Annotated in this window: 19 protein-coding genes; 13 read left to right on the top strand and 6 right to left on the bottom strand. The window is 69.5% G+C overall.

Annotation, left to right across the window (positions count from 1 at the left end):
• Nucleotides 1–45: 45 nt before the first annotated feature.
• The 5 genes from ACZ6O0_RS06475 to ACZ6O0_RS06455 all read left to right on the top strand — a co-directional run bounded on the left by ACZ6O0_RS06475 (nt 46) and on the right by ACZ6O0_RS06455 (nt 5,802).
• The gene (locus ACZ6O0_RS06475) at nt 46–1,059 is read left to right on the top strand and encodes an acetylxylan esterase (protein ID WP_465763786.1); all 1,014 of its coding nucleotides are present in this window, start codon (nt 46–48) and stop codon (nt 1,057–1,059) included.
• A gap of 76 nt (nt 1,060–1,135) precedes the next feature.
• A complete protein-coding gene (locus ACZ6O0_RS06470) occupies nt 1,136–1,552 on the top strand; it encodes a VOC family protein (protein ID WP_465763785.1) in 417 nt (138 codons plus the stop codon).
• Nucleotides 1,549–2,514, top strand: coding sequence for an RNA polymerase subunit sigma-70 (locus ACZ6O0_RS06465; RefSeq protein WP_465763784.1), 966 nt, complete (start codon nt 1,549–1,551; stop codon nt 2,512–2,514). The genes ACZ6O0_RS06470 and ACZ6O0_RS06465 overlap by 4 nt, the downstream gene beginning before the upstream one ends.
• 175 nt (nt 2,515–2,689) lie before the next feature.
• Nucleotides 2,690–3,433: a beta-phosphoglucomutase family hydrolase gene (locus ACZ6O0_RS06460; protein ID WP_465763783.1), complete on the top strand. Its 744-nt coding sequence runs from the start codon at nt 2,690–2,692 to the stop codon at nt 3,431–3,433.
• Nucleotides 3,430–5,802: a glycoside hydrolase family 65 protein gene (locus tag ACZ6O0_RS06455; protein WP_465763782.1), complete on the top strand. Its 2,373-nt coding sequence runs from the start codon at nt 3,430–3,432 to the stop codon at nt 5,800–5,802. Before ACZ6O0_RS06460 ends, ACZ6O0_RS06455 begins: the two co-directional genes overlap by 4 nt.
• Before the next feature lie 9 nt (nt 5,803–5,811).
• Here the strand turns inward: ACZ6O0_RS06455 and ACZ6O0_RS06450 are convergent, their stop codons facing one another.
• Nucleotides 5,812–6,081 carry a GlsB/YeaQ/YmgE family stress response membrane protein gene (locus ACZ6O0_RS06450; RefSeq protein ID WP_465763781.1) on the bottom strand — a complete coding sequence of 90 codons (270 nt, stop codon included), beginning with the start codon at nt 6,079–6,081 and terminating at the stop codon, nt 5,812–5,814.
• A gap of 104 nt (nt 6,082–6,185) precedes the next feature.
• Nucleotides 6,186–7,046: a hypothetical protein gene (locus ACZ6O0_RS06445; RefSeq protein WP_465763780.1), complete on the bottom strand. Its 861-nt coding sequence runs from the start codon at nt 7,044–7,046 to the stop codon at nt 6,186–6,188.
• Between the two features lie 126 nt (nt 7,047–7,172).
• Between ACZ6O0_RS06445 and ACZ6O0_RS06440 the strand changes: the two genes are divergently transcribed.
• From ACZ6O0_RS06440 to ACZ6O0_RS06415, 6 genes are all read left to right on the top strand, one after another.
• Nucleotides 7,173–7,580: a hypothetical protein gene (locus ACZ6O0_RS06440; RefSeq protein ID WP_465763779.1), complete on the top strand. Its 408-nt coding sequence runs from the start codon at nt 7,173–7,175 to the stop codon at nt 7,578–7,580.
• A gap of 193 nt (nt 7,581–7,773) precedes the next feature.
• Complete coding sequence (locus ACZ6O0_RS06435; protein ID WP_465763778.1) at nt 7,774–8,094, top strand: hypothetical protein; 321 nt, start codon at nt 7,774–7,776, stop codon at nt 8,092–8,094.
• On the top strand, nt 8,094–8,309 hold the full coding sequence (locus tag ACZ6O0_RS06430; protein WP_465763777.1) for a hypothetical protein: 216 nt from the start codon (nt 8,094–8,096) through the stop codon (nt 8,307–8,309). Before ACZ6O0_RS06435 ends, ACZ6O0_RS06430 begins: the two co-directional genes overlap by 1 nt.
• Complete coding sequence (locus ACZ6O0_RS06425; RefSeq protein WP_465763776.1) at nt 8,261–8,611, top strand: hypothetical protein; 351 nt, start codon at nt 8,261–8,263, stop codon at nt 8,609–8,611. Before ACZ6O0_RS06430 ends, ACZ6O0_RS06425 begins: the two co-directional genes overlap by 49 nt.
• A gap of 29 nt (nt 8,612–8,640) precedes the next feature.
• Nucleotides 8,641–9,747: a DNA glycosylase AlkZ-like family protein gene (locus ACZ6O0_RS06420; RefSeq protein ID WP_465763775.1), complete on the top strand. Its 1,107-nt coding sequence runs from the start codon at nt 8,641–8,643 to the stop codon at nt 9,745–9,747.
• A gap of 72 nt (nt 9,748–9,819) precedes the next feature.
• Nucleotides 9,820–11,256 carry a ricin-type beta-trefoil lectin domain protein gene (locus tag ACZ6O0_RS06415; RefSeq protein WP_465763774.1) on the top strand — a complete coding sequence of 479 codons (1,437 nt, stop codon included), beginning with the start codon at nt 9,820–9,822 and terminating at the stop codon, nt 11,254–11,256.
• A gap of 7 nt (nt 11,257–11,263) precedes the next feature.
• Here the strand turns inward: ACZ6O0_RS06415 and ACZ6O0_RS06410 are convergent, their stop codons facing one another.
• Nucleotides 11,264–12,142, bottom strand: coding sequence for a DMT family transporter (locus tag ACZ6O0_RS06410; protein WP_465763773.1), 879 nt, complete (start codon nt 12,140–12,142; stop codon nt 11,264–11,266).
• Between the two features lie 80 nt (nt 12,143–12,222).
• Here ACZ6O0_RS06410 and ACZ6O0_RS06405 point away from each other — a divergent pair, with 80 nt between their 5' ends.
• Entirely contained in the window at nt 12,223–13,110 is an 888-nt protein-coding gene (locus ACZ6O0_RS06405; RefSeq protein ID WP_465763772.1) for a LysR family transcriptional regulator, read from the top strand.
• A 3-nt stretch (nt 13,111–13,113) separates the two neighbouring features.
• Here the strand turns inward: ACZ6O0_RS06405 and ACZ6O0_RS06400 are convergent, their stop codons facing one another.
• Nucleotides 13,114–13,743 (bottom strand): hypothetical protein, encoded by a 630-nt coding sequence (locus tag ACZ6O0_RS06400; RefSeq protein WP_465763771.1) that lies wholly within the window; start codon nt 13,741–13,743, stop codon nt 13,114–13,116.
• The gene (locus ACZ6O0_RS06395; protein ID WP_465763770.1) at nt 13,740–14,285 is read right to left on the bottom strand and encodes an RNA polymerase sigma factor; all 546 of its coding nucleotides are present in this window, start codon (nt 14,283–14,285) and stop codon (nt 13,740–13,742) included. Before ACZ6O0_RS06395 ends, ACZ6O0_RS06400 begins: the two co-directional genes overlap by 4 nt.
• Before the next feature lie 142 nt (nt 14,286–14,427).
• Between ACZ6O0_RS06395 and ACZ6O0_RS06390 the strand changes: the two genes are divergently transcribed.
• The gene (locus tag ACZ6O0_RS06390; RefSeq protein ID WP_465763769.1) at nt 14,428–14,958 is read left to right on the top strand and encodes a hypothetical protein; all 531 of its coding nucleotides are present in this window, start codon (nt 14,428–14,430) and stop codon (nt 14,956–14,958) included.
• Here the strand turns inward: ACZ6O0_RS06390 and ACZ6O0_RS06385 are convergent.
• The gene (locus ACZ6O0_RS06385; RefSeq protein ID WP_465763768.1) at nt 14,899–15,666 is read right to left on the bottom strand and encodes an SDR family oxidoreductase; all 768 of its coding nucleotides are present in this window, start codon (nt 15,664–15,666) and stop codon (nt 14,899–14,901) included. The genes ACZ6O0_RS06390 and ACZ6O0_RS06385 overlap by 60 nt on opposite strands.
• Between the last annotated feature and the right edge of the window lie 33 nt (nt 15,667–15,699).

Here is a 15,699-nt window from a genome sequence, read left to right as displayed (position 1 = left end):
ATATCGCTTACCGGGATCGGCCGGGTGGGCGTAGGTTTGTTGCTCATGGCCATGTTCGACCTTTCCCTCGACAAGCTCCGCGAGTACCGGCCCGACGTGGCCGCGCCCGCCGACCTGGTCGAGTTCTGGCGCCGTTCCATCGAGAAGGCGCGCACCGACGACCTGTCCGCCTCGTTCACGGCGATCGACAACAAGCTCGCCGTCATCGACACCTACGACGTCACGTTCGCCGGCTTCGGTGGTACGCCGGTCAAGGGCTGGCTGCACGTGCCGGCCGGAGCCAGTGGTCCGCTGCCGACGGTCGTGCAGTACTTCGGCTACTCCGGTGGACGCGGCTTCCCGCACGCGACGAACCTCTGGGCGCAGGCCGGCTACGCCCACTTCGTGATGGACACCCGCGGCCAGGGCTACAGCGCCGGCGGCACCAGCGGTACGCCGGACGACAGCGCGTACGCCGGTCTCAACCACACCCCGGGCTTCATGACGGCGGGTATCACCGACCCGGAGACCTACTACTACCGCCGGGTCTTCATCGACGCGGTCCGTGCCCTCGACGCGGCCAAGGCGTCCCCGCTGGTCGACCCGGACAAGATCATCGTCACCGGCGCCAGCCAGGGCGGTGGCATCGCGATCGCCGCGGCGGGTCTGGCCGGGCTGGCCGGGATCGAGTTGCTCGGCTGCGCACCCGACGTACCGTTCCTGTGTCACTTCCAGCGGGCGCTGGAGATCACCAACAAGGAGCCGTACGCCGAGATCACCCGGTACCTGAAGGGGTTCCGTCACGACGTCGACGCGGCGCTGCGCACCCTGGGCTACTTCGACGGCGTCAACCTGGGCCGCCTGGCCACCGCGCCGGCGCTGTTCTCGGTCGCTCTGATGGACGCGACCTGCCCGCCGTCGACCGTCTTCGCCGCCTTCAACCACTACGGCAGCGCGGCCAAGGACATCGAGGTCTACAGCTACAACGAGCACGAGGGCGGCCAGACCTATCAGCAGCTCGCCCAGCTCGACTGGTTCGCGAACGTCTTCGCCGCGAAGGAGTCATCGGCGGACCGATGAGTTTGTGGTCCGGGTGGCGTTACACGGTCAACAGCGTCGGTCAGACTGAGACCGACCCGACCGCAGGAGGCCGTCAATGGACTGGAAGCTCGAACTCGTCATCGTCCCGGTGTCGGACGTCGACAGGGCGAAGAAGTTCTACGTTGAGCAGCTCGGGTTCCACGAGGACGTCGACCACAGTGCCGGGGACGCGTTCCGGGTCGTGCAGCTGACCCCACCGGGGTCGGCCTGCTCGATCACGATCGGCACCGGGCTGACCAAGGCCGAGCCCGGCACGTACCAGGGCACGCACCTGGTGGTGAACGACATCGAGGCCGCGCGGGCCGAGCTGGTCGAGCGGGGTGTGGACGTCAGCGAGCCGTTCCACTTCACCGCCGAGGGGCAGCAGACCGGCGTGAGCCCGAAACGGGCCGACTACGAAACCTTCCTCACCTTCGCGGACCCGGACGGCAACGGCTGGACGGTCCAGGAGGTGGGGAGGACGCCGGCGTGACCACGCTCGAGGAGGCGGCGTTCGCGGGTGACGAGACCGCGTTCGCCGACCTCGCCGGGCGGCACCGGCGTGAGTTGCACGTGCACTGCTACCGGATGCTGGCGTCCTTCGACGATGCGGAGGACGCCGTCCAGGAGACGTTGTTGCGGGCCTGGCGCGGCCGGGACTCCTTCGACGGGCGGACGTACTTCCGGGCGTGGCTCTACCGGATCGCGACCAACGTCTGCCTGGACGTCGTACGGCGGCACACCCGGCGTACGGCGTCACCCGGGGACATGGTCTGGTTGCAGCCGTACCCGGACCAGCTCCTCGACGAGATCGCCCCGCCGGCCGACCAGCCGGACGCGGTCGCCGTAGATCGGGAGACGATCGAGTTGGCGTTCCTGGTCGCGCTGCAGGCGTTGCCGGCCCGGCAGCGAGCCGCACTGATCGCCCGCGACGTACTCGGGTGGTCGGCCGCGGACACCGCCGTACTGCTCGAGACCAGCGTGGCCGCGGCGAACAGTGCGCTGCAGCGGGCCCGAGCGACGATGCAGCAGCGACTGCCGGCTCGTCGGTCGGACTGGAGCGCACCGCGGCCGACCGCGGAGGAGCGGGACGTGCTGGATCGGTTCATCGACGCACACCAGCGGTGTGACGCGGCCGCTGCGATTGCGATCGCGGCCGAGGAGCTGCGGGTGTCGATGCCGCCGGACCGGCTCTCGTTCGCGGGGCTCAGTGCGTGCATCCCACTCTTCGAGCGAGCCTTCGGGCCGGAGCGCGACGGCGAGTGGCGGCTGGTCCCGACGTCGGCGAACCGGTTGCCCGCGGCTGCGTCGTACCTGCTCCGTCCGGGAGACACGGTGTGGCGCGCGTTCAAGCTCGACGTGCTGCGGGTCAGCGACGGCAAGATCGTCGAGATCATCACCTTCGGCTACTCCCGTTTCCCGGCCTTTGGCCTTCCCGACCACCTGACGACCTAAGGTCCTGTCTGGCGATCCCGCGCCTACTGCGCGGCACTCGGCACGGCACCTCGCCGCACGGGAGCGAAGGCCACGATGCTCCGCATCGAGACCTTCGCTCCCGTGCGCCGATGCACCGCACCGAGCACCTGCTCGCTACGGCGCGGGATCACCAGACAGGACCTAGTCTGGAGACATGCTGGGACTACCTGCGGGGATCCGGGCCTGTCTGTTCGACCTGGATGGTGTGCTCACCGATACCGCTGCCGTCCACGCCGCCGCGTGGAAAGAGATGTTCGACCAGTTCCTCCGGGACTACTCCGGGCAGCACGGGACCCCGTTCGTGCCGTTCGACGCGCGTGCGGAGTACGACGCGTACGTCGACGGCAAGCCGCGGGCCAGCGGGGTGCGGGACTTCCTGACCGCGCGGGGGATCACGCTGCCCGACGGTACGCCGGACGATCCGCCGGCCGCGATGACGGTGAACGGCCTCGGGAACCGGAAGAACGAGGCCGTTCAGCGGCGGATCCGGACCGAGGGTGTGCACGTGTTCGAGGGCTCGCGGCGCTACCTGCAGGCCGCCGAGAAGGCCGGGCTCCGGCGGGCCGTCGTGTCGTCGAGCGCCAACACTCGCGAAGTACTGGACGTCACCGGACTCGCGCAGTACGTCGAGCAGATCGTGGACGGAGTGACGATCCGGACCGAGGGGCTGCACGGGAAACCGGCGCCGGACACGTTCCTGGCCGCGGCCAGGGGTTTCGGGGTCGATCCGGCCGAGGCAGCGGTTTTCGAGGACGCACTGGTCGGCGTGGCGGCAGGGCGGTCGGGGCACTTCGGGCATGTGATTGGGGTGGACCGCGTCGGGCAGGCGGATGAGCTGAAGATCCACGGCGCCGACATCGTGGTCAGCGACCTGGCCGACCTGCTGGAGGGCGAATGATCGACCGCGGGCATCATCCGATCGAGCCATGGCGGTTGCGGGAGACCCGGCTCGCGCTCGACAAGCTGGCCCAGTCGGAGTCGCTGTTCGCGTTGTCGAACGGTCACATCGGACTGCGCGGCAACCTCGACGAGGGCGAGCCGTACGCGATCCCCGGCACCTACCTGAACTCGTTCTACGAGCAGCGGCCCCTCCCGTACGCCGAAGCCGGCTATGGCTACCCGGAGTCCGGTCAGACGCTCGTCGACGTCACCAACGGCAAGCTGATCCGCTTACTTGTGGACGATTCGCCGTTCGACATCCGCTACGGCTACCTGAGCAAGCACGAGCGGTCCCTGGACTTCCGCACCGGGATCCTGGAGCGGGACGTGGACTGGACGTCGCCGGGTGGCAAGCGGATCCGGGTCCGCAGCCGCCGGCTGGTGTCGCTCACCCAGCGGGCCGTCGCCGCGATCGAGTACGTCGTCGAGCCGGTGGATCAGCCGGCCCGGTTCGTGGTCCAGTCCGAGCTGGTCGCGAACGAGGCACAGCCGAAGCTGTCCGACGATCCGCGGGTGGCCGCCGTACTCGACAACCCGTTGAAGCCGGTCAGCCACGACGGCGGTGAGAACGGCGTCGTCCTGATCCACCGGACCACACGCAGCCGCCAGCTGATGGCGGCCGCGATGGGCCACGAGGTGGACACCTCGGTCCGCTACGCGATGGACCTGGACGTCCGCGACGACTGGGCCCGCACCACGGTGATCTGCCAGCTCCAGCCGGGCGAGAGTCTGCGCGTGGTCAAGTACCTGTCCTACGGCTGGTCCAGCCTGCGGTCCGAGACCGCCATCCGGGACCAGGTGACGGCCGCGCTGGCGAGTGCCCGGTTCTCCGGCTGGGACGGGCTGACCAAACAGCAGGTCGACTTCCTGGACGACTTCTGGGACGGCGCCGACGTCGAGGTGCAGGGCCACCCGGAGTTGCAGCAGGCGGTCCGCTTCGCGCTCTTCCACATCCTGCAGGCCGGTGCGCGGGCGGAGCGACGGGCGATCCCGTCGAAGGGACTCACCGGTGCCGGATACGACGGGCACACCTTCTGGGACACCGAGGGGTTCGTCCTCCCGGTGCTGACCTACACCATGCCCCAAGCGGCCGGTGATGCCTTGCGCTGGCGACATTCGACCCTCGGGATGGCCCGCGAGCGTGCCGAAGTACTCGGCCTGCGCGGCGCGGCCTTCCCCTGGCGAACGATCCGGGGACAGGAGTGCTCCGGCTACTGGCCTGCCGGTACGGCGGCCTTCCACGTCAACGCGGACATCGCCGAAGCGGTGATGAGGTACCACCGGGCGACCGGCGACGACCAGTTCCTCCAGGAGGTCGGACTGGAACTGCTCGTCGAGACAGCGCGGTTGTGGATGTCCCTGGGCCACCATGACCGCAACGGCCGCTGGCACCTGCCCGGCGTGACCGGACCGGACGAGTACAGCGCCGTTGCCGACGACAACGTCTTCACCAACCTGATGGCGGCGCGCAACCTGCGCTCCGCGGCGGAGACCGCGGCGCGGCTGCCGACCATGGCCCGCGAGCTCGGTGTCGACGCGGAGGAGGAAGCCGCCTGGCGGGACGCGGCCGCCGCGGTGTATGTGCCGTACGACGAGGACCTCGGCGTCCACCCGCAGTCGGAGGGCTTCACCGGATACACCGTGTGGGACTTCGAGGCGTACAAGGACAGGTACCCGTTGCTGCTGCACGCGCCGTACTTCCAGCTGTACCGGATGCAGGTGGTCAAGCAGGCGGACCTGATGCTGGCGACGTACTGGTGTGGCGACGCCTTCACGCCGGAGGAGAAGGCGCGGAACTTCGACTACTACGAGCGGCTGACGGTGCGGGACTCATCCCTGTCGGCGTGCGTGCAGGCCGTCATGGCGGCGGAGGTGGGTCACCTGGACCTGGCCTACGACTACGCCTACGAGGCCGCGCTGATCGACATGCGGAACCTGCATCACAACACCGGCGACGGTCTGCACATGGCGTCGCTGGGTGGTGCCTGGAGTGCCCTGGTCGCCGGCTTCGGCGGCCTGCGGGAACGGGAAGACTGTCTGTGCTTCGATCCCGCACTGCCGCAGGGCCTGTCCGGTCTGAGCTTCGCGATCCGCTGGCGCGGGGCCCGGTTGCGGGTCGAGATCGATCCGGTCTCGGTGAAGTACTCGGTGCACAACGGCGAGGGCGCCGCGGTGACGCTCCGGCACGCGGGGGAGGAGGTCACGGTCACCGCCGACCAGCCGGTGATCCGGACGCTGGACAAGCGGCGGCCGTTGCTGCCCCGGCCGCCGCAGCCACCGGGCCGCGAACCGCGGGCGGCGATGGCCAGCAACGAACGGGACAGCTGAGCCTGGTTCCTAGTTCTTGATGGCCTGGTGCTTGGTGCGGGCCGACAGGGACTCCGCGGTGCCGACCAGCAGGACCGAGGAGATCACGGCGACGACGAAGCCGAGCACGTTCAGCTCGAAGATGCCGCCGGTGCCGAGCACGCTGGCGATCGTGCCGCCGATCACCGAGCCGGCCAGGCCGAGCAGCAGCGTGGCGAGCAGGCCGAGCCGCTGCTTGCCGGGCGTGAAGAGCCGTGCCAGCGCTCCGATGATGAGTCCGGCGACGATGAAGCCGATCATGTTCTGTGCCTCCGAGAGCCAAGGGTGTCTGCTCTCCAGTGTCCGGCCCGGCGGAGGCCGGGGGCAGGGGAGTTGACCCTGATCGCACCCGGAGCCGACCCTGGTCAGTTCTGGGCGAGCGCCTCGAAGAGCTGGCTGTTCTCCAGCAGCCGCCCGGTCCGTTCCAGCAGGTTCAGGACCGCGGTGTCGGTGCGCTGGGTCGCTCGCTCGTCGTTGCCGAGCAGCGCCTTGTAGCTGTCGCGGCACGCGGAGTCCGGACTCAGGATCTCGGCGTAGAACTCGACGCCCTCCAGGTCCTTACGCTCCTTCAGCAGCTGCAACGTGGCCTTCGTGCACCGGTCCAGCGTCGGACGCACCTTCTTCGCGTCGCGCTGGGTCAGCAGCTGGTCGGCCAGCCCCTTCGCCACGGCGTACTCCGCACTCGACCCCTTGTCCCGCAGATACCGCACCCCGGCGGAACGGCGTACGTCGTCCGTGAGTCCGCAGACCGCCCACTGCGGCGGTACGACGAACACCTGCGACTTCGGCAGGTACGACGGCAGCCCGCGATCGACGTCCGTGTTCCCGGCCACGACGGTCGCGCCCAGCGCCGCCTTCGACGCCTCGTCGCTGGGGCTCGCGTACGGCGCCGCGAGCAGCCGGGTGGTGAAGCCCGAGTCGGGGATGACGATCACCGACAGGGTGCCCGTGTTCTTCAGCAGCAACGACGTCAGGCTCGGGTCGGTGCTGACCTCCAGCTGGACGCCGTCCGCCTCGGACTCCGGCACCAGTGGGACCTTGGACTTCGAGCAGTCCGCGACGGCCTTGGGTGCCGGTTGCGTCCCCGGCACGACGATCGAAGGGGTCGGCACGACGGTCGTCCCGCCGTCGGTGCCACCCGCGCCTTCGGCGCTCGAACAGGCAGCGGCCGTGACCGCCACGATCAGTACTACCAAGGGCCTGAGCGCCCGACCACGTTCCGCCACAATGAACCCCCACACCACCGGGCTCTCAGGTCCCCGCCTACCCGGTTCGGTTCCAGTCTCGCATCACGCGGAGTAGCTGGACAACGCTTGGGCGATCTTGGGTCACACCCGTTACGCTGTGCGGCGATGGACGCGGCCCGGTCGAGGATGGTGCGCTCCCTGGTGATCCTGGGCGCGCTGCTCGGCGTGTTCGCGTTGCACGGCCTGAGCCTGCAGCAGTCCCGCGTCGAGTCGGCTCTGGCTCCGATCGCGCAGGTCATCGCCCCGCTGGAGGTCGATCCGCACGGCGTGAGCGAGCGGCTCGAGCGGGTTGCGACGGCAGCGCCCTTCACCCTCGTGGTCGACCTGTCGGATCACCACCCGGTGATGCCGTCCGCGGTTCTGCTGATGCTGCTGCTCGTGGTCGTGGGCGTGGTCCTGCCGCGGTGGCGCTTCGCTGACGGGCGCTTGCTCAAGCAGACGTTCGTACCACTCCAACGGCCGAGCGAATTCGCGCCACCGGAACTCACGAAACTCTGCATCCTCCGGACGTGAGGCGGGCTGTGGTCACAGCTCACCTCACACATTCGCGTTTCTCCGGAAGGAAGCCCTCGTGCGGCTCTCACTTCGCGGCGCCTTCGCCGCTGCATTCCTGCTTGCCCTCACCGCCTGTGGCAGCACTGACACCCCCGCTGCGCCGTCCCCGTCTGTGACTCCGTCGACCACCCCTTCGGCCACTCCTTCGACCATGCCGACGATCACGCCGTCCGCCGTACCCACATCGTCGGCGCCGGTCAGCACGGCAGACGTCATCGTCGACGTGACCATCGCCAACGGGAAGGTCTCCGCCGGCGGCCACGCCGTCGTGAAGGCCAAGCCGGGCCAGCAGGTCCGCATCAACGGCACCAGCGACGTCGCCGACTCGCTCCACGTGCACGGCTACGACAAGACCCTCGACCTGAAGCCGGGCAAGCCCGCCTCGGTCGAGTTCACCACCAGCACCAAGGGCATCTTCGAGGTCGAGACCCACGAGACCGGCAAGCTCGTCTTCAAGCTGCAGGTCTCCTGATGCAACTCCCGCTGCACGGGATCGGCGGGCGTCAGGACCTGCCGATCCCGCTCGACTTCGCGGTGACGGGTGCCGGGATCGCGATCGCGCTGTCCTTCGTGATCCTGACCGTCGCCTGGCGTACGCCGAAGTACCGGGGCGCCGCAGCCGGGCGGCCGTCGGGATCGTGGCCTTCGCCTGGCTGGAGCTGGTCGCACCGGACCGGGCGACCCTGATGGCCAAGCTGCTCGCGGGGCGGCTGTCGGACAGCTCCCGGACCAGACTGCCGGGGTTATTCGCGCATTCGGTCGTGCCGATCGTGCTCGGGTACGTCGTCGCGCACTACTTCACCTTGCTCGTGCTGGAAGGGCAGCGCACGCTGATCCTGCTCAGTGACCCACTGAGCAACGGCTGGAACGTGTTCGGCACCGGACTGCTCGGGGTCAACGCCGGCATTGCGAATCACGCCACGGCGATCGCTTCGGTGCAGGTCGGGGCGGTGGTGGTCGGTCATCTGCTGCTGCTCTTCTCGGCCTAATTGTCTGTGGTGTGGCTTAGCCTCGCGGTGTGACGACTGTGCTTGAGCTTTCGCGGCGGGATGCGCGCCGGCTTGCGGTGCGGGCTCAGCTGCTGGAGAAGGAGCGCCCGGGCGATCTGTTCGAGGTCATCCGGGGGCTGACGGCGGTGCAGTACGACCAGACGGCCGCGGTCGCGCCGAACGCGGATCTGGTCGCGTGGAGCCGGATCGGCTCGTCGTACTCGCCGAAGGAGCTGACCGAGGCGCTGGAGACGCAGGCGTTGGTGGAGCTGCAGGGTTTCGTCCGGCCGCCCGAGAGTGTGGCGCTGTTCCGGGCCGAGATGGCGCAGTGGCCCGGGACCGGGAAGCTGTCCGACTGGCAGGCGTACCGGCGCGACTGGGTGATGGCCAACGAGGGGTGCCGGCTCGACCTGCTCGAGCGGCTCCGGCAGGACGGACCGCTGGTGATGCGCGAGCTGCCGGACACCTGCGTGGTCCCCTGGAAGTCCTCCGGCTGGACGAACAACCGGAACGTCTCGCAGCTGCTCGAGTTCATGCTGCAACGCGGTGAGGTCGCGGTCGCCGGTCGGCAGGGCCGGGATCGGCTGTGGGATCTGGCCACGCGGGTCTATCCCGACGAGCCGGTGCCCCCGGTCGACGAGGCGGAGCGCCTTCGCGACCGGCAGCGCCTGCACTCCCTCGGCATCGCGCGACCTCGGGGTGCGGAGTGCCCGGTGGAGCCGCTGGATGCCGGTGTGGCGGGGGAGCGGGCCGTCGTCGACGGCGTCCGGGGTGAGTGGCGCGTCGACCCCGACCTGCTCGGCCGGCCCTTCTCCGGGCGTACGGCGCTGCTCTCGCCACTGGACCGTTTGGTGTACGACCGCAAGCGGATAGCCGAGCTGTTCGAGTTCGACTACCAGCTGGAGATGTACAAGCCGGTCGCGCAGCGCAAGTGGGGCTACTTCGCGCTCCCGATCCTGCACGGCGACCGCCTGGTCGGGAAGGTCGACGCCACGTCGGACCGCAAGGCGGGCGTGTTCCGGGTCGACGCGATCCACGAGGACGTGCCGTTCTCGAAGGCGCTCAGCGCCGCCGTGCACCGCGAGTTGCGCGACCTGGCGCAGTGGCTCCAGCTGGAGCTCATACTCATGATGTGACCCCGGTCACATCTCATGTTGACGCAAACATGAGGCATTGACGGGCTCGCATGTTTACGTGAACATCGCCGCGTGAGATCAACAGTTCGCCGTATCGCCGCCGCAGCACTCGCTGCCACCGCCATCGCAGCTGCCATCACCATCCAGGCCGAGGCGTCGCCCACCGCGACGACCGGATCCGCCGCCGTCGCGCCGACGGGCGGCCCGGCCGGGACCAACGACTTCCGGGGGGTGAACTGGGCCGATCCGCGGGACAACTACGCCGACGACGAGGTGGTCCCGTCCGGACTGAGCACCGCCGACGACTACCGCACGACGTACCGGAAGGCCACCGGGATCGCCGGCGAGTTCCGCACCGAGCTGAAGGCCAACACGATCCGGCTGCCGATCAACCCGTCGAGCGTGGGGACCACCTGGTGGAGTTCTTACCGCGGGGCGATCGACGCGTCGGTCGCGAGCGGGTTCAAGGTCATCCTCAGCTACTGGGAGGCCGACAACGCCAAGGACGGGCGCGTCGACGACCCGGCCGCGTACGCCGCGATGTGGGACACCGTGGTGAAGGCCTACGGCAAGAACCCGCACGTCTACTTCGAGCCGATGAACGAGCCGTTCGGCTACTCGCTGACCGAGTGGGTGTCGCTGACCTCGTCCTGGATCGCCCGGCACAGCACCGTCCCGCGCAGCCGGATCGTCATCTCCGGCACGGGCTACAACGACAACGTCACCGGTGTGGGCGCGGCGCCCGAGCTGCAGGGCACGCTGCTGTCGCTGCACTTCTACGGCTTCTGGGCGTCCGACACGACCGAGGCCGCCTGGCTGGCGAACCTGCGGCCGCGGATCGGGACGTACGGCTGGCGCACGATCATCGACGAGGCCGGCTCGCCGATGACGATCGGGCTGAACTACGGCAACCACGAGGGCAACGTCTACACGGCGTACCTCGGTGCGCTCACGCAGGTGGCGCGCGAGCAGAAGATGGGCATCGTCTACTGGCCGGGTCTGCGGACCGGCGACTCGTACTCGATGACCACGCAGGTCGGCCCGAAGGATCTGCAGGTCAACAGCCAGAGCGGTCGCGCGCAGCTGTGGTGGGGCTGGGGTCTGCTGAAGACGGAGCCGACCAACACCCTCCCGCCCGCACCTCCGGGCGAGCCTCTGCGCGGTGTCGCCAGCGGCCGGTGCGTGGACGTCCCCGGCTTCTCGACCACTCCTGGTACGGCGCTCGACCTGTGGGACTGCAACAACGGCGGCAACCAGTCGTGGAACTACACCGCTGACAAGCAGCTCACCGTGTACGCCGACAAGTGCATGACCGCCGGCACCTCGGCCACCACCATCGAGACCTGCACCGGTGCCGCCAACCAGACCTGGGAGCTCAACGCCGACCAGACGGTCACCAGCGTCGCCACTCCCACGCTCTGCCTCACCGCCGCCGGCACCGGCAACGGCGCTGCCATCACCACCTCCCCCTGCAACGGCTCCAACGACCTGAAATGGACCCGCTCCTAACAGGACCTCAGACGGCCCCGACCGACGAGGTCCTCGCCCGCACGGCGAGGGCCTCGCGGTGGGTGCGTTCTATGGATTGGCCCCAGGTGGTGCCGGTGAGCATCAGGGCGGCGCCGATCGCGGCGGGGAGGGTGAGGTGTTCGCCGCCGAGGAGGATGCCGATGGCAACGGCCCAGATGGGCTCGGTGCCGAGGAGAAGGCTGGCTCGGCTGGCGGAGGTTCGCTGCACGGCCCAGGTCTGCGCCAGGAAGGCGAACACACTGCAGAACAAGGCGAGATAGACCAGCTGCAGCCACGTCGTGGTGCCGGTGATCGCCGGCAGCTGAGGTACGGCGGGTGCCGCGAAGAGCGCCGTACCGACAAGGGTCTGGACCGTGGTCACCTGCAGCGGGCGCAAGCCGGTGGTGAGGCGGCCGACCAGAGCCACGTGCACAGCGCGGACGACGGCCGCCGCGAGCATGAGCAGGTCGCCGATGCCCGGGGTGTGCAGCCCGTTGCCCGACATCAGCAGGCCGACCGCGACGACGCAGACCCCGGCCGCCAGGTAGAACCGCGGTGGGACCCGGTGGCGATCCATCAGCGGGGTGAGGACGAGCGTGAGGCTGATGATCAGCCCGGCGTTCGCCGCGCTGGTGTGCGTGACGCCGTACGTCTCCAGCACCAGGACGGCCGCCTGCGTGAGCCCGAGCAGGCCGCCGACCCTCAGCTCGTCGCGGCTGATGCGCCGGACGAAGAGCAGCAGGGCGATCGCGGAGATGCCGTAGCGGACGAAGAGCACGGTCAGCACCGGCACGCTGCCGGTCGCGGTCTTGGCCGCCAGGTAGCTCGAACCCCAGACCACGGCGACCAGCAACAGGACGACATCGGTACGGCGGGATCCGGGCACGGCTCCACCGTGCCGGGTCAGGACGTTGTAGCCAAGAACCAGTTTCTAAAGCAACCCTGTAGAGCGCCTACAGTGTGGAGATGGACGAACGCCAGTTGCGGGTGCTGCGGGAAGTCGGTGAGCTGGGGAGTGTGACCGCGGCCGCGGAGGCCTTGCTGGTCACGCCGTCGGCGGTCTCGCAGCAGTTGCGGTTGCTCCAGCGATCGATCCCGGTCCCGCTGACCGAGCGCGACGGCCGGCGGGTGGTCCTCACCGCGGCCGGGCGGGCGCTCGCCGGTGCGGCGGCCGATGTTGAGTCGGCGCTCGCCCGCGCGCGGCACACCGTGGACGAGTTCGTCGAGCAGCCTGACGGTTCGGTCTCCGTCGCCGCCTTCCACAGCGCGGCTGCGACCTTCTTCCCCTTGTTGTTACAAGCCGAGGCCGCGCCGCAACTCAGCCTGCACGACGAGGACGTGCCGCAGGACGAGTTCCCGCCGCTGACCCGTGAGTACGACCTGGTGCTGGCGCACCGCCTCGACCACGGCGCCGCCTGGCCGCGCACGGTCGCCGTCACCCCGTTGCTGCACGAGCCGCTGGACGTCGCCGTACCCGCCGGCCATCCGCTCGCGGCCAAGCGATCGCTGACCCCGCGCGACGTCGCCGGCGAACCGTGGATCACCGTCCACGACGGCTTCCCGTTGATGGCCACGATCGAGGCGATCGGCGCCGCTGCCAACCAGCGCCTGGACCTGGTCCACCGGGTCAACGAGTTCACCGTCGTCACCGAACTGGTGGCGGCCGGCGCGGGGATCGCCCTGATCCCTCGCTGGACCGCCCGCCGCCACCCGGACGTCGTACTCCGGCCCCTCCGCGGAGTCCACGCCCGCCGTCATATCGACGTACTCCACCGCCCCGAACGCACCGCCCGCCAGGCTGTCCGCACCACCCTCACCAACCTTCGCGCCGCCGCGGCGACCATCCGGGCCTGAGCGTCATCGCCCGGAGATCCTGCGGTTGAGGGAGAACAGCCGTCCGAGCACCGGCATCAGCACGATGTTGAGGCCGTGCAGTACGCCGATGACGAGCAGGATCCCGCCGATCCGGCCGGCCTCGAAGGCGACCTGGGCCGGCAGGACGCCGAGGCCCCAGTTGTCCCGTGGTTCGAAGCTGACCGTGAACAGGATGTAGGCGGAGAAGATCAGGTAGTACACGATGTCGGTCAGCACGATGTAGCTCTTGCCGGTCTGCGGGTTGTCGTGGAAGACATCCGCCGCGTACGCGCGGCCGAACCGCTTGATGAACGGCCCGAGCCAGAGCGCCAGCCCGATCAGCAGCAGGTCGGTGAACAGCTCGAGGATCCACCAGTCCATCACCAGGTCACCGTTCGCCGCCCGCGGTGTGACGAGCAGAACGATGGCCGTCAGCAACGAGATGCCGATGACCAGTCCGAGCGCGGCCCGGGTGATGCGGCGCCGCCGGATCCGGTCGTCGGCGATACTGCCGAGGACCCGGTCGAACAGGTCGGGTGCGGGCGGCCGCGTCGCCGCCGGGTCCAGCGCGTCGTACAGGCGGCGCTCGACCTCGGACGGCTCGTCGCCGGGAGTGCTGGGTCGCTGGGTCATCCCTGGACCTCCAGATCGGTTTTCAGCGCGCGCAGGCCGCGTTGCAGGTGGGTCTTGACCGAGTTCGGCGACAGGCCGAGGGTGTCGGCGATGTCGGCGATCGGCAGTTCGAGGTAGTAGCGCAGGACGACACAGTCCCGCTGGCGCCGGGGGAGTGCGCGCAGTGCCGCGATGACCGCCTGCCGGCTCTCGCTCTCGGTCGCGTGGTCCTCGGCCGAGCGGTCGTCGGGCTCGGCCGGGAGGCGGTGCCGCAGCGAGACCAGGCCGCGGCGGTTGTGGTCGCGGGCCAGGTTGATCACGATCGACCGCAGGTACGCCGCCGCCCGGTCCTGGTCGTGGATCCGGTGGTGGTTGCGGGCCAGCCGCAGGAACGCCTCCTGGACCAGGTCCTCGGCCGCGGTCCGGTCGTCGACGAACCAGCGCGCGAGCTGCACCAGGCGTGCCGCCTCGGTCCGGAACAGCGCGATCACCAGCGCGTCCGCAGCCGGTCGCGCGCCGTCCGGTCGCACCCCGTCGGCGGACAGCTCCGCAGCCGCATCCATAGCCCCCATCACCCCTACGGACGAACGACTCGCCGGACCGGGTGACAAGGCGATCAGAGATCTTTCGCTGTCACCCGCGCCGCGGCGGTGGCTCGTCTGTCGTAGTGATCCGTGCTCCCAGCATGGACGCCGAGGGGGAGAGATGACAGTACGAGTGCTGACCACGACGGCGGCCGGGCTCGGGCTCGGAGTGGGCTGGGGGATCGCCGCCCGGATCTGGATGCGGCTGATCTCCACCGAACCCGAGTTCAGCTGGACCGGGACCGCGATGATCGTCGTGCTGACCGGGCTGTCCGGCCTGGTCCTCGGTCTGTTGTACGGCCTGCGCCGTACCGGCCGGTCACGCTGGTGGCGGGTGCTGGCGATCTTTTGTCTGCCGACCTTCGCCAGTCCGGGGATGATCTTCCTCCCCGCCTTCCTGCTCGGCGGCCTGCTGTACCTGCCGCACCTCTGGACGCGGCTGGCCGGGGTCGTCGGGATCGCGCTCTCCCAGGCCGCACTGTGGGTCACCACGCGCGCGGATCCGGTCAATCCGTGGGTGCTCCACGGCGGCTTCCTGATCCTCTCGCTGACCCTGGCCGCCGGAGCCGCGGAGCTCTACCGGCCGGCGGGCTCAGGCGAAGCCGCCGTTGCTGAGCAGCAGCTGGCCGTTGATCCATTCGCCACGCGGTGAGCAGAGGAACTCGACCAGGTTGGCGGTGTCCTCCGGCGTACCGAGCCGGCCGAGCGGAGTCTGCCGGATGCCGCTGGCGCGGATCTCGTCGTTCATCCAGCCGGTGTCGATCGGGCCGGGGTTGACGACGTTCGCGCTGATCCCGAGATGGGCCAGCTCGTGCGCGGCCGCCAGCGTGATCCGGTCCAGGGCGCCCTTGCTCGCGCCGTACGGGAGGTTGTTGACGGTGTGATCGCTGGTCAGCGCGATGATCCGGCCGGTGCCGCGCGGTCCGGTGAAGCGGCGCCCGTACTCGCGGATCAGCAGCCAGGTCGCCCGTGCGTTCACCGCGAAGTGGCGGTCGAAGCTCTCGACGGTCGTGTCGAGAATTCCGGAGTCGACGGATTCGCAGTGGCACATCACCAAGGCGGTGACGTTGCCCAACTGCTCCTCCGCCGCGGTGAAGATCCGCTCCGGCGCCGCCGGGTCGACCAGGTCCGCCTCGATCGGGACCGCGGTCGCGCCGAGCTCGGTGAGCTCCTTGGTGATCTCGGCCGTCGCCCCGGACTCGACCCCCCACTCCATCCGGTCGTCGTACGGCGTCCAGTAGGTGAACGCGATGTCCCACCCGGACGCCGCCAGCCGGCGGGCCAGCCCGGCGCCGATGCCGACGGTGCGGCCGACTCCGGTGACGAGGGCGACGGGACGTTGCGACGTGGGGACGGTCATAGGTCGATCCTGCTGGTCCCGGCGATGATCGGG

The organism is Kribbella sp. NPDC048837, assembly GCF_055586945.1.
Note: the sequence above shows the minus strand (reverse complement) of the source record. Positions and strands in the feature narration are given on the sequence as shown.

Coding starts and splice junctions, on each gene's coding strand:
- ACZ6O0_RS06475 (WP_465763786.1), top strand. CDS start 46: ATGGCCATGTTCGACCTTTCCCTCGACAAGCTCCGCGAGTACCGGCCC.
- ACZ6O0_RS06435 (WP_465763778.1), top strand. CDS start 7,774: ATGCCGACGATCACGCCGTCCGCCGTACCCACATCGTCGGCGCCGGTC.
- ACZ6O0_RS06385 (WP_465763768.1), bottom strand. CDS start 15,666: ATGACCGTCCCCACGTCGCAACGTCCCGTCGCCCTCGTCACCGGAGTC.
- ACZ6O0_RS06460 (WP_465763783.1), top strand. CDS start 2,690: ATGCTGGGACTACCTGCGGGGATCCGGGCCTGTCTGTTCGACCTGGAT.
- ACZ6O0_RS06400 (WP_465763771.1), bottom strand. CDS start 13,743: ATGACCCAGCGACCCAGCACTCCCGGCGACGAGCCGTCCGAGGTCGAG.
- ACZ6O0_RS06450 (WP_465763781.1), bottom strand. CDS start 6,081: ATGATCGGCTTCATCGTCGCCGGACTCATCATCGGAGCGCTGGCACGG.
- ACZ6O0_RS06390 (WP_465763769.1), top strand. CDS start 14,428: ATGACAGTACGAGTGCTGACCACGACGGCGGCCGGGCTCGGGCTCGGA.
- ACZ6O0_RS06430 (WP_465763777.1), top strand. CDS start 8,094: ATGCAACTCCCGCTGCACGGGATCGGCGGGCGTCAGGACCTGCCGATC.
- ACZ6O0_RS06395 (WP_465763770.1), bottom strand. CDS start 14,285: ATGGATGCGGCTGCGGAGCTGTCCGCCGACGGGGTGCGACCGGACGGC.
- ACZ6O0_RS06470 (WP_465763785.1), top strand. CDS start 1,136: ATGGACTGGAAGCTCGAACTCGTCATCGTCCCGGTGTCGGACGTCGAC.
- ACZ6O0_RS06440 (WP_465763779.1), top strand. CDS start 7,173: ATGGACGCGGCCCGGTCGAGGATGGTGCGCTCCCTGGTGATCCTGGGC.
- ACZ6O0_RS06455 (WP_465763782.1), top strand. CDS start 3,430: ATGATCGACCGCGGGCATCATCCGATCGAGCCATGGCGGTTGCGGGAG.
- ACZ6O0_RS06405 (WP_465763772.1), top strand. CDS start 12,223: ATGGACGAACGCCAGTTGCGGGTGCTGCGGGAAGTCGGTGAGCTGGGG.